This window comes from Corallococcus macrosporus, assembly GCF_017302985.1.
Lineage (GTDB): Bacteria > Myxococcota > Myxococcia > Myxococcales > Myxococcaceae > Corallococcus > Corallococcus macrosporus_A.
This window is the reverse complement of record NZ_JAFIMU010000007.1, coordinates 411,746-426,167: the sequence shown is the minus strand read 5'-3', so window position 1 is coordinate 426,167 and position 14,422 is coordinate 411,746. Positions and strand designations below refer to the sequence as shown.

Annotated in this window: 13 protein-coding genes; 4 read left to right on the top strand and 9 right to left on the bottom strand. The window is 70.4% G+C overall.

What is annotated here, in order from left to right:
• Nucleotides 1-24: 24 nt before the first annotated feature.
• Nucleotides 25-327: a hypothetical protein gene (locus tag JYK02_RS13965; RefSeq protein ID WP_207051421.1), complete on the bottom strand. Its 303-nt coding sequence runs from the start codon at nt 325-327 to the stop codon at nt 25-27.
• A gap of 192 nt (nt 328-519) precedes the next feature.
• Here JYK02_RS13965 and JYK02_RS13960 point away from each other — a divergent pair, with 192 nt between their 5' ends.
• From JYK02_RS13960 to JYK02_RS13950, 3 genes are all read left to right on the top strand, one after another.
• Nucleotides 520-993, top strand: a complete 474-nt coding sequence (locus JYK02_RS13960; RefSeq protein ID WP_207055117.1) for a YqaA family protein — start codon at nt 520-522, stop codon at nt 991-993.
• A 178-nt stretch (nt 994-1,171) separates the two neighbouring features.
• Nucleotides 1,172-2,893 carry a lamin tail domain-containing protein gene (locus JYK02_RS13955; protein ID WP_207051420.1) on the top strand — a complete coding sequence of 574 codons (1,722 nt, stop codon included), beginning with the start codon at nt 1,172-1,174 and terminating at the stop codon, nt 2,891-2,893.
• Nucleotides 2,894-2,994: 101 nt separating this feature from the next.
• Nucleotides 2,995-3,615 carry a glutathione S-transferase family protein gene (locus JYK02_RS13950; protein ID WP_207051419.1) on the top strand — a complete coding sequence of 207 codons (621 nt, stop codon included), beginning with the start codon at nt 2,995-2,997 and terminating at the stop codon, nt 3,613-3,615.
• 19 nt (nt 3,616-3,634) lie between these two features.
• Here JYK02_RS13950 and JYK02_RS13945 read toward each other — a convergent pair whose 3' ends face one another.
• From JYK02_RS13945 to JYK02_RS13910, 8 genes are all read right to left on the bottom strand, one after another.
• Complete coding sequence (locus tag JYK02_RS13945) at nt 3,635-5,269, bottom strand: S28 family serine protease (protein WP_207051418.1); 1,635 nt, start codon at nt 5,267-5,269, stop codon at nt 3,635-3,637.
• Nucleotides 5,270-5,346: 77 nt separating this feature from the next.
• Nucleotides 5,347-7,677: an Ig-like domain-containing protein gene (locus JYK02_RS13940; protein WP_207051417.1), complete on the bottom strand. Its 2,331-nt coding sequence runs from the start codon at nt 7,675-7,677 to the stop codon at nt 5,347-5,349.
• A 26-nt stretch (nt 7,678-7,703) separates the two neighbouring features.
• Nucleotides 7,704-8,135, bottom strand: coding sequence for a hypothetical protein (locus tag JYK02_RS13935; RefSeq protein ID WP_207051416.1), 432 nt, complete (start codon nt 8,133-8,135; stop codon nt 7,704-7,706).
• A complete protein-coding gene (locus JYK02_RS13930) occupies nt 8,125-10,398 on the bottom strand; it encodes a hypothetical protein (RefSeq protein ID WP_207051415.1) in 2,274 nt (757 codons plus the stop codon). Before JYK02_RS13930 ends, JYK02_RS13935 begins: the two co-directional genes overlap by 11 nt.
• On the bottom strand, nt 10,385-10,720 hold the full coding sequence (locus JYK02_RS13925; protein WP_207051414.1) for a c(7)-type cytochrome triheme domain-containing protein: 336 nt from the start codon (nt 10,718-10,720) through the stop codon (nt 10,385-10,387). Before JYK02_RS13925 ends, JYK02_RS13930 begins: the two co-directional genes overlap by 14 nt.
• Nucleotides 10,717-10,914 carry a hypothetical protein gene (locus tag JYK02_RS13920; RefSeq protein ID WP_207051413.1) on the bottom strand — a complete coding sequence of 66 codons (198 nt, stop codon included), beginning with the start codon at nt 10,912-10,914 and terminating at the stop codon, nt 10,717-10,719. Before JYK02_RS13920 ends, JYK02_RS13925 begins: the two co-directional genes overlap by 4 nt.
• A complete protein-coding gene (locus JYK02_RS13915; protein ID WP_207051412.1) occupies nt 10,911-11,513 on the bottom strand; it encodes a NapC/NirT family cytochrome c in 603 nt (200 codons plus the stop codon). The genes JYK02_RS13920 and JYK02_RS13915 overlap by 4 nt, the downstream gene beginning before the upstream one ends.
• A gap of 95 nt (nt 11,514-11,608) precedes the next feature.
• Complete coding sequence (locus tag JYK02_RS13910; protein WP_207051411.1) at nt 11,609-11,959, bottom strand: hypothetical protein; 351 nt, start codon at nt 11,957-11,959, stop codon at nt 11,609-11,611.
• A gap of 276 nt (nt 11,960-12,235) precedes the next feature.
• Between JYK02_RS13910 and JYK02_RS13905 the strand changes: the two genes are divergently transcribed.
• Entirely contained in the window at nt 12,236-14,419 is a 2,184-nt protein-coding gene (locus JYK02_RS13905) for a dipeptidyl-peptidase 3 family protein (RefSeq protein WP_207051410.1), read from the top strand.
• Nucleotides 14,420-14,422 lie beyond the last annotated feature (3 nt).

Sequence of the window (14,422 nt, the reverse complement as noted above, 5' to 3'; positions counted from 1 at the left end):
GTGAGCCCGGCCTGTAGCACCCGCCTACTCCTCGATGGGCGGCTGGAGCGTGCCGAACCGCTCCAGGCCCTGGTCCATCGCGGAGCGCACCGCGTGCAGCAGGGCGCCATCCGACAGCCGGCGAACCAGGACGATGCCGGGGGCCACGTAGGACGGCGCACTGCCCAGCCGCGCCTCCAGCGCCTCCAGGGTCATCACGCTGAGCACGAAGCTGCGCCCGTCGCGCAGCCGCACCACCAGGTCCCGGGAGCCCTCGAAGTGCAGCGCCGGAGGCTCCGCGACGAGCAGGGAGGCGATCCGCTCGTCCTCGGTGTCGATGGACCGCATGCCTGACCGTTCGCGCGTCGAGCGTCGCATGCCGGGGACGATGGGGACCCCCACCCGCGCCTACAACCCGTGCCACCGGGAGGCCCCCGTCGCCGGACAGCCCCACGCCCCGGGGGACAGGGTGGCGAGCAAGGGAGCCTGGACGCAGGACGAGACGCGCGCCCCGGACCGGGTGTATGGCCCATGCCGCCCATGCCCGCCGAGCCGTCCACCCTGTCCACCTGGGGTCTCCCCGGGATGTTCTTCGTCGCCATGATGGCGGGCTCCGTGGTGCCGGTGCCCTCCGAGGCGATGCTCGCCGCCCTCATCTACAACGGCACGCCGCCGGTGACGGCCACCGTCGTCGCCACCGTGGGCAACGTGCTGGGCGCGGTGACGCTCTACATCCTGGGCCAGTGGGTGTCGCGTGGCGGTGGCGGCGCCCTGGGCCGCTGGGTGGCGCGACGCCGGGAGAAGGAAGGCCCACGCATGGCGCGGGTCGAAGCGAACCTCCGCACCTGGGGTGCGCCCGCATTGCTCATGGCGTGGCTGCCCATCCTGGGGGACGCATTCGTGCTCGCGGGCGGCTTCGTGGGCGTGCGCCCCTTGCCCTTCGTCGTCTTCGTCACCCTGGGCAAGGGTCTGCGCTACGCCTTCGTGGCGCTGTCCACCACGGCCGCGATGTAACAATGCGTAACATTGCGCGCGCCCGGAGGACGGGATGCGCCGCTCACGCAACGTTTCAAGGAATGTGACGGATAAACGGCGGTGGCGTCGTGTACGCGGAATACTGCGTCCGCGGCGCTGCCGTGACGTCCTTGAACCTCTATGGCTCCCGGGTTCGCCGGGAGCAGGGTGAAACATCGTGAGCCTGAAACAAGACCTCTTCCGGCGTCCTGTTGTCTCCTGGCGTACGTGGTCCTTCACGCTGGTGTGCGCGGCGCTCAGCGCGTGCGGTGGCTCCGTGGAGGCGGACGCGGAGACGGTGGCGCCGCGGCTCGTGGCGCGCGAGGACTCGCTGGCGAACGTGCGGCTGCGCCTGATGGCGGCGAACATCACCAGCGGCACGGGGCAGGACTACAACCCGGGCCACGGCATCCGCATCTTCCAGGGCACCGACGCGGACGTCGTGATGATCCAGGAGTTCAACTACGGCACGGACTCCGCGGCGGACATCCGCGCCTTCGTGGACACCGCCTTCGGCACGGGCTTCTCGTACTATCGCGAGGCCGGCGCGCAGATTCCCAACGGCATCATCAGCCGCTACCCCATCATCGCGGCCGGTGAGTGGGACGACACGCAGGTGTCCAACCGCGACTTCGCGTGGGCGCGCATCGACATCCCGGGCCCCAAGGACCTGTGGGCCATCAGCGTGCACCTGTTGACCTCCGGCTCCAGCGTCCGCAACACGGAGGCCTCCAACCTGGTGAAGTTCATCAACGCCAACGTGCCCGCCAGCGACTACCTGGTGATTGGCGGCGACTTCAACACCGGCAGCCGCGGTGAGGCGTGCTTCGGCACCTTCTCCAGCGTGGTGTCCACGGCGTCGCCGTACCCGGCGGACAAGAACGGCAACACCAACACCAACGCGGGCCGCAGCTCGCCGTACGACCACGTGCTGGTGGACAGCGACCTGCGCGCCTACCAGACGTCCGTCGTGATGGGCTCCAGCACCTTCGCCAACGGCCTGGTGGTGGACACGCGCGTGTACTCGCCCCTGTCCGACATCTCCCCGGCGCTGTCGGGTGACAGCGGGGCGTCCGGCATGCAGCACATGGGCGTCATCAAGGACTTCCTCATCCCCGGGGACGGCACGACGGCCTCCGCCGTGACGGTGCTGTCGCCCAACGGCGGTGAGAGCTGGACGGCCGGCTCGGCGCGCACCATCACCTGGAGCTCCTCCGGCGTGTCCAACGTGAAGGTGGAGTACTCGCTGGACGGCGCCTCTTGGACGACCCTCACGTCGAGCACGGGGGCGTCCGGCGGCAGCGTGGCGTGGACGGTGCCCTCCAGCGCCAGCACCAACGCGTGGGTGCGGGTGAGCGACGCGAGCAACGCCACGGTCACCGACCTGTCCAACGCGGCCTTCACCATCACCACGGGCGGCACGGGCGGCACGGGCAACGTGTTCATCAACGAGGTGCTGCTCAACGAGCCGGGCTCGGACGTGAACGGCGAGTTCGTGGAGCTGGTGAACAGCGGCACCGCGGCGGTGGACCTGAGCGGCTGGACGGTGTCCGACAGCACGGGCGTGCGCCACACCTTCGCCAGCGGCACGTCCGTGGCGGCGGGCAAGGCGGTGGTGGTGTTCGGCGGCGCGTCCGGCATCCCCTCCGGCACGACGGGCGCGGTGGCCGCGTCCTCCGGCACGCTGGGCCTGGGCAACAGCGGTGACACCGTCACGCTGAAGAACAGCACGGGCACGGCGGTGGACACGGCGACCTTCGCCTCGGCGCTCTCGGGCACGGACGGCGTGTCCGCCAACCGCAGCCCGGATGCGTCGTCGTCGGGCGGCTTCGTGCTGCACACGGGCGTGTCCAGCCTGAGCAGCTCGCCCGGTAAGCGCGCCAGCGGCACCGCGTTCTAGTGCTGAACACCGCTCCTCCGGACTTCGCTGGTCCGGAGGAGCGACCTGGGAGAGTGTGCCCCGTCGCCGTCCCGCCACCGGACGCGAGGAGCCCACACCCCATGCTGAAGGTCCACCACCTCTCCGAATCCCGCTCGCAGCGCATCCTCTGGCTCCTGGAGGAGCTGGGGCTCGACTACGAGGTCGTCCGCTACGAGCGCGACCCGAAGACGGGGTTCGCCCCGCCGGAGCTCAAGGCCATCCATCCGCTGGGCAAGTCGCCGCTGGTGGAGGACTCGGGCCGCGTGCTGGCGGAGTCCGGCGCCATCATCGAGACACTGGTTCGCAAGTACGGCCAGGGCCGGCTCACGCCCGCGCCGGAGGACCTGGACGCGTACACGCACTTCCTGCACTACGCGGAGGGCTCCGCGATGCTGCCCATCGTGCAGCTGCTCTACGTGAAGCGGCTGGGGGATGCCGCGGCGCCCATCAAGCCGCGCATCGACTCCGAGCTGAGCAACCACCTGGGCTACCTGGAGGGCGTGCTCCAGGGCCGCGAGTACCTGGTGGGCCCGTCGCTGACGGGCGCGGACATCCAGCTCAGCTTCGTGCTGGAGGCCGCGAAGTCCTTCCGGCTGCTCGGGGACCTTCCGAACCTCACGGCCTACCTCGACCGGCTCCACGCGCGCCCCGCGTACCAGCGCGCGCTGGAGCGGGGCGGGCCGTACAAGATGGGCCGCTGAAACCTGTCCGACTGTCGGACTAGTTCCGCGACGCCTCGCGCAGGCGGGGCGGCACGTGGGGCCCGAAGACGGGCGGCTCCTCGGACGGCACGTACTTCGGAGCGCGCTTCAGCGCGGGGGACAGGCCCATCCAGCGGTTGAGGGTGGCCTTCGCCTCGGCCTGCTGGGCCGCCGGGAGCTGGCTGATGCGCGAGCCGTGGTTCCCGCCCGCCACCGAGTACAGGTAGGAGTCCTGCGCGTTGCCCAGCGTGTAGGCCGCCGCGGTCCAGGGGTCGTGGCTGCCGTAGATGAACATCAGGCGCTGCCCCTGCGTGGACACCCAGTCCTGCACGTCCGGCATGGCCTGCGGACGGAACACGAACGGGATGCCAGGCGGCGAGTACACCTCGCCGGTGTCGGTGTCCGGGAAGTGGATGAGCGCGCCCAGGTGCTTGTCGTACGGCTGGGGCCAGCCCAGCTCCGTCGCGGCCTGGTGGTAGTAGGCGGCGTAGTTCTTGAGGCCCTCGTCCGCGAAGGAGTTCATGCCGACCTGCCGGTCCATCGCGTCGAACAGCTGCTGGTCCGTCGCGGTGGTGTCGGGGATGTTCTGCACGCAGCGCGAGGCGACGTCGTACTGCCAGAAGGCGAAGTAGGTCTCGATGGCGCCGTGCTCCAGCGCCAGCTCGAAGCCGAGCTGCGAGTACGTCGCGTTCTGGTCCACCGCGTAGTCCTTCAGGAGCTTCAGCATGTTCTCCCGGCGCGAGAGCACCTCGCGCTGGAAGGCCCACAGCCGCTCGCGGCAGGCGGCCTGCGCGTCACCGCCGACGCCGTCCTGGAACGTCACGAAGCGCTCGTCGTTGCGCTTCGCGATGGGCGCCACGTACGCCACGGTGGCGTCCACGTCGTCCGGGTGGAAGCGGCGGAAGAACACCACCGTCTCGCCGCCCTTGCTGCCACCGGTGGACACCCACTTGCCGGTGTAGATGGACTTGAGTGCCTGGGTGAGGCGGTGGAAGTCATCCGCGGACTGGCGGATGGTCAGGTGGCTCCAGTCCGCGGGGGACGGGGTGCTGGACCTGAAGAAGCGATGCTCCACGGAGAGCTGGTTCGCGGTCAGGAGCTGCTGGGGCTCCGAGCGGCCGACCCCGGTGGAGACGTTGTATCCGCTGGTGTAGAGCACCATCGGGCTGGTGTCCGCCTTGTGCAGCAGCGTGACGACCTGCTCGAAGCGCTGGCACTCCGGGTGGGCGTGATCCGCCGGCTGGTTGTACTTCATGACGAAGAACCGGTAGCCCACGGGGACACCGCTGGTCCGCTCCTCGGTCACGGTCAGGCCCGGGATGGCCTGCAGCCGGACCTTGAGGTCCAGCGACGGGTCCTGGATGACGCTCAGGTCCGGAGGCGTGTCGACCCAACCGCTCGGGGTGCACGCCACCGTGCCCGCATCGGTGCCCGCGTCGGCCTCCGTGCCTGCGTCCGTGCCCGCGTCGATGTCAGTGCCCGCGTCGATGTCAGTGCCCGCGTCCACGGTCTGGGAGCCGCCATCGGGACGCGGCTCGTCCGGGTCGTCACCACATGCGACCGGTCCACCCAGCAGGGCGAGCAGGGGGACGAGCAAGGCCCAACGGCCAATGCGTGCCGCGTGGGAGGGCTGGAAGAGCAAGAAGGGCATCATCGGTCCGCGTTCCTCGGCGACCGTCGCTCACCGGGCCTGCCCCGGTGCGCGACGATGCTTCCGCGCGGATTCCACCCTCAAGGCCGAAGCATGTTCAAGGGGGCCGCCCCGGTGAGGTCCTCCACGCTGTCGTAGAGGAGCTGTCCCACGTAGTTGAAGTTGTGGGCCCAGGCGCCCGGGTCCTTCTTGCTCAACTGGTAGTTGTGCGCTGCCTTCACGAGCGCCGGCGTGAAGGGCGCGAACGCGTTGGCGGAGACGGACTCGGTGGCGCCGCAGGTGCCGTCCTTGTCCGTGTCCTTGAAGAAGTACGGGTTGACGTCGCCGTTGTAGCAGAGGCCATTGCCTGTCACCCCGCGCATCGCGGTCAGCAGGCGGGCGGCCATTCCTTCCACCTCCGCCTTCAGGGTCTCCGTCGTGTTTCCGTCGCCGTCGTAGTCCGACACGTGGACGACCCGGAGCTGCTCGGCCGCGGTCTGGTCCGCGTGGCACGTCTTGCAGCGCTCGCCCCACACGTCCTGGATGCGGAAGGTGTGGTTGCTCTTGCCGGGGACGTGGCAGCTGGTGCACTGCACGCCGCCCATGTGCGTGAGCCGGCCGGCGTAGGTCTTGTTGGGGTACTCGTAGCCAATGCGGACCAGCGTTCCCTCGCGCGTCCCCGCGGCCGGCAGGTAGTGCACGTTCTGGAAGCGCGGCGTGCCCCCCGCCGCCAGCGCCGTGTCGATGGTGGCCTTGGACGCGCGGCCGATGTGGCAGTTGGCGCAGAGGTTGTCCTGGCCCGGCAGGTTCACCGTCTTGCCGTCCGGCAGCCACGTCTGGGCGGGGACGAAGACGTCGTAGTCCGGCTCGAAGTTCTCATGGCAGGTGGAGCACTCCAGGCCATTCGCGGTTTCCGGCACCTGCTGTCCCACGCCGTACTGGACGAAGAAGCGGTAGCCCTGCGCGCCGCTGTGACAGCGCGAGCAGCTGGCCTGGACGCTCTCGCCCGAGTCCCAGTTGCGCGCCGCCTTGCTGGCGCCGTTGAAGTGGCCCGGGTCGTTGCGCACCAGCAGGGACATGTCGAAGGGGACGCTCAGCCCCTTGTTCATCGACTGGGTCGAGTCATGCAGCAGCTGGAGGATGTACTTCGCGTTGTGCGCGAACGCGCCCGGGTCCACACGGGAGAGTTGATAGTTGTAGGCCGCCTTCTGCAGGCGCGGGGTCCAGCTGGCGTACGCGTTGGTGGCGACGGATTCAGCCTGCCCACACGTCCCGTCCCCGTCGGTGTCCCGGAACCAGTAGGGGTGGGTGTTGCCGTAGCAGAGGGGCTGGGCCCGCTCCGCACCGTACCGCTGGATGGCGGCCAGCAGCCGCTCCCTCAGGCCCTGGATCTCGTAATAGACGCCCTCGGTACGGTTCTTGTCCCCGTCGTAGTCCTGGTTGCGCGAGGCCATCTGCCGGATGTCCCACGCCTTCGTGACGTCCGTCACACCGGGATGGCAGGTGGCGCAGGCGTCCCACCGGACGCGCGTGCTGTGCGGCTCATGGCACTCGTTGCACTTGTCGAAGCCCGGCACGTGGCGGAAGCGCGAGTCGTAGGTCTGATCCGAGTACTGGTAGCCGCCCGCGGCCTGGTTGGCGAAGAGCGTCGCGCCCGCGGGGTAGTAATGGATGTTGGTGAAGCCCAGGGCGGGTGAGGTCGTGTCCTCGCCCACCACGCCCGCGTCCGCGACCTGCGCGTCGATGTCCTTCCCGGAGGCGCGCCCCTGGTGGCACACCACGCACCGGGCCTCCGGGCCCAGGCCGGTGACCTTCTTGCCCGAGGGGAAGGTGACCGAGGTCAGGCTGGCGGCGGCGCTGTCGTGGCACGTCTCGCAGCGGACCACCGACCCTGTCGGGGCGGGGGCGTCCACCTTGCCCGCGGTGGAGCCGTCACCGCCCAGGAAGTCGATGTAGCCCTCGGAGCTGTGGCACCGCGCGCAGCTGGTGGGGACGAGCCCGTCCTTGTTCCAGTGGGAGAAGGCCTCGGCGGTGGTGTCCGCATGCGGCGAGCCCGACCACGCGAGGAAGTAGGGCACCTGGCTGGGGTCGACGCCGGCGTCGCCCGCGAGGGCGCCCATCACCACCACCACGTGGCGCGCTTCCAGCCTGGACATCGTGCCGGTGACCTTGATGGCCGTCTCGCCCGCGGCCACACCGGTCACCTGTCCGGCGGCGTCCACGGTGGCGATGGCCGGGTTCTCGCTCTCCCATTGATAGCCGTCGTCGGTGGCCTCGCGCGTGGTGGCGGTGAGCTGAAGCGTCTGGCCCACGAGCACCGAGTGCGGACCGTCGGTGATGACTTCCGGGTGGGGCGTCTCCAGTTTGGCGCAGGCACTCAGCGCCAGGGCCAGCAGCAGCGGTCCGACCAGGAGCAGCGGGGAGCGTTTCATCGGAGCCTTCCTGGCAAAGAAAGACGTCATGGTTGAGCGCCTCCGGAGATCCACGACAGGAGGGTCTGGTACTCCGGGGTGTCCGCCCCGTAGATGGTCCCGCCGCCGTGGCCCGCGCCGGAGGCCTTGCGCAGCAGCCGGCTGGCGGAGGGATTGGAACTGTCCGTCAGGGAGCTCGATGCCGCGTAGTCCGCTTCGGCCTCGCCCGTCAGCAGGAAGGAGGTGGAGCCCGCGGCCCCTCCGCTGCGATGGCAGCTCTGACATCCGGTGGTGAGCAGCGGATGGACGTCGGTCGCGAAGGAGACGGCGCCGCCGCCATCCCCGCCGCCGCCATCGACGGGAGGAACCCCTGCGTCGGCGGAGACCGGGCCCCGCTCGAAGTCCGCGCAGCCCACGAGCAGCGCGACCGCCGCCATGAGGACCGCGGCGAGGGACGGGATGCGTGAATCAGAACTCATACGCCACCACCAGCCGGGTGAAGTCGTCCGGCGTTTCGTCTGTCTTCTCCAGGTTCCAGTACTGGTAGAGGCCGGCGCTCAGGCCGCGCCACCGGGCCACCACGCCCAGGTTGTGGCTGGAGCCGTCCTCCCGGGTGAGCGCGTTCTCATCCAGGATGAGCCCCCTCCGGTTTCCGAAGGTGCGCAGGCCCTGCCGGTACTGGACGTAGAGCCAGTCCGTGGGGTGGTAGCGCAGCTGGAGGTAGCTGGCGAAGTGGTAGTAGTCCGCGCCCGGCCCGCCGTAGCCCTCGGCCTCGCCTCCGGAGACATCCGCGCGCAGCAGCCCGGCGCCCAGGGAGAAGTGCTCCAGCACCGGGAGCCCGCGCGGGCGCCACACCGCCACGTCCAGCGCCTGGAGGAACAGGCGGCGTCCGAACCCCAGTGAGTTGTAATACGGCGAGTACCAGAGGTTGATGGGTCCCCACGCCGCGCCCAGCCGCGCCCCGACGCCCAGTCGGGTGTCCTCCAGCGGTGCCAGGTCCGACTGGAGGTTGAGCACCGCGTCCGCGCGCTTCAACCGGTAGCCGGCGATGACATAGGCGTCGCCGGAGAGGGCGAGGGGCCCCAGCCGGTGCTCCACGTTCACGGTGAGGCCCTCCCGGGCGAACACGACGGGAAGCACCCGCTGGTCGAAGCCGGCGAGTCCGCCGTAGCTGTGGTGGAAGAGCGGATCCCCTCCAAAGGGCACCAGCACCTTGCCCCCCTTGGCGAACACCTTCACCGGCCAGGACTCGCCACTGACGCGGTAGCCCAACTCCCAGAACTGCAACGACAGCACCTCCAGGGTGAGCGTCACCGGATCCTCCGCGGACTGCCGCGTGAGGAAGAGGAAGTGGTGATAGCTGCGCAGCGCGCTCTCACCCTCCGACTTGAAGGGATGGTCGTTGTAGTTGACGCGCTCGTAGTTGAGGTCGAAGCGCCCGTTGAGGCTCAGCGAGCCGAGCACCGGGAAGGTCCCCAGCGGCACGCCTGCATGCGGATGCGGGCCCGCCGGGACGGGAGGCTTGGACGGGGCGGGCGCGGAGGGCGTGGGCACGGCGGCGCTCGCCGTGGCGGGTGGCGCGGAGCCCGACGCACTCATGTCAATCCACCGGGCCAGGAGCGCGAGCTGCGCACTGCCCGGTTCCCACACCGCGCCGCCTGGATGCGAGTCCCCCTTCGCGCGCTGGTACAGGAGGCTGTTGGCGGCGTCGCCGGGCACCACCAGGGGCGTCACCGACCGCAGGTGCGCGTCTGGATCCGTGTGGGTGACGTAGCGGCTGGCGCCGGCCATCCCGTCGGAGGCATGACAGCTGGAGCAGTCCGCCAGCAGCGCCTCGTGGACCTGGGGCGCGAAGCGCTGCGCGGCCGTGACTGCTCCGGAGGACGTGGTGGGCGCCGAGCTGGACGCGGAAGCCGTCGGGGCAGGCGAACCCGTGTGCGCGGCGTCGGCAGGCGCAGTGGCGGCTGAGCCGGCTTGCGAGGCCGTGGCGTTCGTCGCGGAGGGCGCACCGGCTTGTGCTGGCGCGGAAGGCGCCGTCGAGGACGCACCGGAGCTCGCGGGCGTGGAAGGCGTCGGGGTGGGCGAACCCGGGTGCGTGGACGCGGAAGGCGCAGTGGAGGGCGCACCGGCTTGCGCTGACGCGGAGGGCTCCGGACGTGATGCGGCGTGCGCGGACGTGCCCGCCCGTGCCCGGCCGGGCGGAGCGCCCCCTTCAATCCACCGCAGGAGCGTCGCGTACTCCGCCGACTCCACCGCGAGGGCCTTCTTGCCTCCATGAAGCGAGGTGCCGGTGCCCTTCTTGAGCAGGGGGCTCTGTGCGGCGGTCGCGGGCTGCACGAAACGCACGGTGGCGTCGTAGTCGCCCGGCTCACCCCGCAGCACCCAGCGGGACCTGGACGCCATGCCCTCAGGACCGTGGCAGGACCCGCACGCCTTTTCCAGGATGGGCCGGGCATCGTCGAAGTCCGGCACGCGCGGCCGGACCGCGGCGGAAGGCGTCCGGGCCGGTGGCGCGGCGGGGCTCCGGACGGCGCCCTGCGGAACGACAGGCGACGGCGCTCCCGGCTCGATGACGCCCGCGTCGGGCGCCGGTGCCTGCCCGGGGGGCGCGGGCTTGATGCCCAGCCGCTCCTGGAGCTGCCGCCGCTTCTCCTCCTGCGACTGCGCCCGCGTGGCGCCGGGGACGGCCAGCACCCACGCGCAGACGAGCAGCGTCCAGGCCTTCCGCTCAGCGGCGCGCATGGCACGCCTCGCAGTTCATGGACGTCTGGGCCCTGGCGGCCCGTCCGTCATGGCAGCGCCCACAGTAGCGGCCCTCGCGCATGTCCTGATGCGTGAAGCCCAGCGGGGCCTGCGGGAAGGTGCCGGGGTGGCAGCTGTAGCAGTGCATGGAGCCATGCCCCCAATGCGAGAACAGGGCCGGAGCCGGAGCGGCGCGCTCCTTGAGCGGCGGCAGCCGGACGTCCTGCGGCGAGTTCACGGCGAAGATGGGCGTCGTGAGGAGCAGGAGGAGGACGAGCCCGGCCCGCCACCACCCCGTGCGCTGGGAGGGAGCGGCGCTCATAGGGCCTTCTGCTCCTTGAGGATCCGCCAGACCGTGATGACGTAGAGCAGGACCCCCAGCAGGACCAGCGGCACGCCCACCGCGGTGGACACCACGAAGGCCAGCGGGGACCACGCGAGGCGTGCGAACAATTGGACGAGCAGCCCCGCCAGGACGAAGAGGGCCGCCACCCGGATGCGCTTCTCATGGCTCATGGATGCTGTCGCTCCGGCAGCCAGAAGTTCTGGGCCTTCACGCCCTCCATGTCATGCGCGACGTCGTGGCAGGTCAGACACGAACGTGCCCCGCTCTGGAGCTCCGCCTGGAGCTCCCGGTGCGGCCCGCCCTCCAGGTACCCGCGCGCATCGTTGTGGCAGTGGAGGCAGTTGTAATTGGGATACGGCTGATAGAGCCGGGGCTCCGGGGGAACGGTCCCGAAGTAATGGACCCAGACGTGCCGCAAGCCGTTGAGCTTGGCCTTCGCGTCCCCGAAGAGCGCGTAGTCCGTGTGGCAGGAGAAGCAGGTGGAGTCGCGGTTGATGAGCCGCTTCTGGTAGTGCACCGCGGCCAGGGCGTTGGGGTTGTCCACGAACAGGCTCTGCCCGTAGGGCTCCATCTCGTGACAGCCCATGCAGAACTGCGTCTGGCTCGACTCGCGCACGCCCACCGCGACGCCGGCCCCGCTGACGGCCAGCGGAAGCAGGGCCAGCCCTCCGAGCAACACCAGGCGACCCAGCCCGTTCGCGGTGAGATACCCCGCGGCATAGGCAATCATCGCCACCATCACAGCCACCGCGCCGAGCAGCACCATCATGAGCGTCGCCAGTGCAACCTCCAAGGGACCTGGGGACCGCGTCCCGTTTCATAAAAAGGGGACCGCGACTGCAAGGCTTCTGTTTTGTGGCGGGCTCACTCCGCGTGAGCGCGGGGCGGCGGCAGGGGAATGGGCTCCACCGCCGCCGTCTGCCCATCCACGCGCAGGTCCAGCAGGGAGTGTCCCTCCGGCGACGCGTAGCGCAGCCACCAGGACGCGGCCCCCTGCTTCGCCATCACCAGTTCCAGTGCCGGACCCTGGTTCCGTGCGTACGCGGCCCCCAGCCTCACGGCCTCCTCGTAACCCACGGTGAGCGCCACCGAGGTGGGCGGGGGCGGCAGCGGCAGGGCCGGATCCGCACGCGTCTCCCTCGCGGAGCCCGCGCACCCCGTGGCGAAGAGGGCGGCGAGCAGGACCGCGTGGGGCAGGGACGAGGAAGAGGGCATGGGCGCTGGCTCGAAAGGAGAGAGGTACGGGGACCTGTCCGGCCTTCGACACTGCATGCCCCGTACCGGCGGGCCTGCCAGCATGCGTGCACGCGCGGGGCGTCTCGCGTGAGGGGGCCCGGCGCAATCCTTGCGCGAGCCGGCGGCCCTCCGCGCATTCCCTGCGGGGTGCGCCGCCCTGCTCTGTCCGGCCCCGGTGGCTCGGGATGGCTCTCGGCTTGAGTCCCCCTCGCGCGCGAGATAGCCACGTCCCGTCACGTCTCCCTGGAGCCCGCCATGAAGCCCCTGCTGCTGGCCGCCGTCCTCGCCGCCGCGCCCGCCACCCCGCCGAAGTCCCTGGCGCCCGACGCCGGGCCCGCGCAGGCCGCGCAGCCCTCCCTCACCGTGCCCGGAGGGAAGTTCCTGCGCGCCCGCTCCGGCAACACCGCCGTCGCCCAGATGTTCGCGCCGGGCATCGCGGAGCTGTCCCTGGCGGAGAAGCGCGTGGCGTGGTCGCTCACGCTCGCGGCGCACGCGGGCGAGGACATCGCGTTGGATCAGCTCGGCTGGAAGCTGGTGCCCGCGAAGCAACTGCTGGAGGGCGTGTGGCTCTTCGGCCGGGACGCGCAGAGCGCCGCGTCCGGCTTCGACGCGAAGCTGGCGGACTACCTGCTGCGCTTCTACGGACACGGCGGCAACCACGACAGCACCACCGGCCAGAAGTTCGTCCCGGGCTTCACCGCGGAGCAGCTGGCCGCGGGCGCCTCGCGAGCCCTCAAGGCCGGCGCGCCCTGGTCCGTGAAGGATGACGCCGCGCTCCAGGCCTGGCTCCAGGAGCTGAAGCCCACCCTCTTCGACGCGGCCTTCGAGCCGCAGCTCACCTCCAAGGCCCCGCCGCCGGGACAGGACCTCCTCACCGCGTCCTCCAACACCGCCTATGGCCCCGGCGTGACGGAGAAGGACCTGGTGGGCTTCACGGAGAAGTACCCGCTCAACTCGCGCGTGGTGAAGCAGGACGGGAAGCTGGTGGAGCAGGTGTTCCGCGCGGGCACACCGGACGGCAAGGTGAAGCCGGGCCTGTACGCGAAGGAGCTCTCGCGCGTCATCGCACACCTCCAGGAGGCGATGAAGTCCGCGGAGCCCACGCAGAAGGCCGCGCTGGGCAAGCTGGTGCGCTACTTCCAGACGGGCAGCCCGAAGGACTGGGACGCGTACAACATCGCGTGGCTCAAGGTGGATCCGAAGGTGGATGCCAACCTGGGCTTCATCGAGACGTACGTCGACCCGCGCGGCCACAAGGGCCAGTGGGAGGCCCTGGTCAACTACCGCGACACGCAGGAGAACCAGATCATGGTACTCATGGGCCAGAAGGCCCAGTACTTCGAGGACCGGCTGCCGTGGCCGGAGAAGTACCGCCGCAAGAAGGTCGCGCTGCCCGTCGCCAAGGCCATCAACCTCATCACGTCCAACCCGGAGCCGCCCGCGGGCATCAACCTGCCCAACGAGCAGCACATCCGCGAGAAGTACGGCAGCAAGAGCGTGATGATCACCAACGTCATGGACGCGGCCTCCGCCGTGACGCGGCTGCCCCTGGCGCTGGAGTTCTCCCGCACGGCGGAGGATCGCGAGGAGGCGCGCAAGTACTCCGTCACCGCGCGCAAGTGGCTGGTGGCCTTCCATGAGGTGCTGGGCCACGCCTCCGGCCAGGTGGATCCGAAGCTGAAGGGCCAGTCCCCGTCCGTGTTCCTCAAGGAGTACGACAACACGCTGGAGGAGGCGCGCGCGGACCTGATCGCGCTGTGGCACGCGTTCGACCCGGCGCTCGCGGAGCTGTCGCCGGACCACGAGGCCATCGCGCGGCAGATGTACCGCGACTTCCTGGTGGAGGGGCTCACCAACCTGCGCCGGGTGGAGCAGGGCAACGCCTTCGAGGAGGACCACCAGCGCGGCCACCACATGACGGTGACGTTCCTGGAGGAGAAGGGCGCGGTGAAGCAGGTGACGCAGGACGGCCGCACGTACCTCACGGTGCCGGACTACGCCAGGATGCGCGAGGCCGTGGGCGAGCTGCTCTCCAAGCTCATGGTCATCAAGGCCACCGGCGACTACGAGGGCATCCGCGCGCTGGTGCAGGAGAAGGGCATCCACTTCGACCCGAAGCTGCGCGACGAGGTCGCCCGCCGGGTGAAGGCCGTGGACGTGCCCACGGTGCTGCTGCTCAACTCTCCGCGCGTGGTGCCGGTGCTGGACGCCAAGGGGGAGCTGGTGGACCTGAAGGAGGACACCACCCAGGCCTTCGTGGATCAGCACCTGGAGCGCAGCCTGCTGGGCCGGCTGTCTCCCGCCGAGGCCCGCCGCGTCGCCGCGAAGGTGGCGGGTTCTCCGGACGCCGTGCGCGAGGCGTTCCGGGAGCTGGGGCCTGAAACGGCTCCGGCGCCGACTCCCAGGAAGGGAGCGGCGCCGGCGAAGGGCACGCCCTGACGC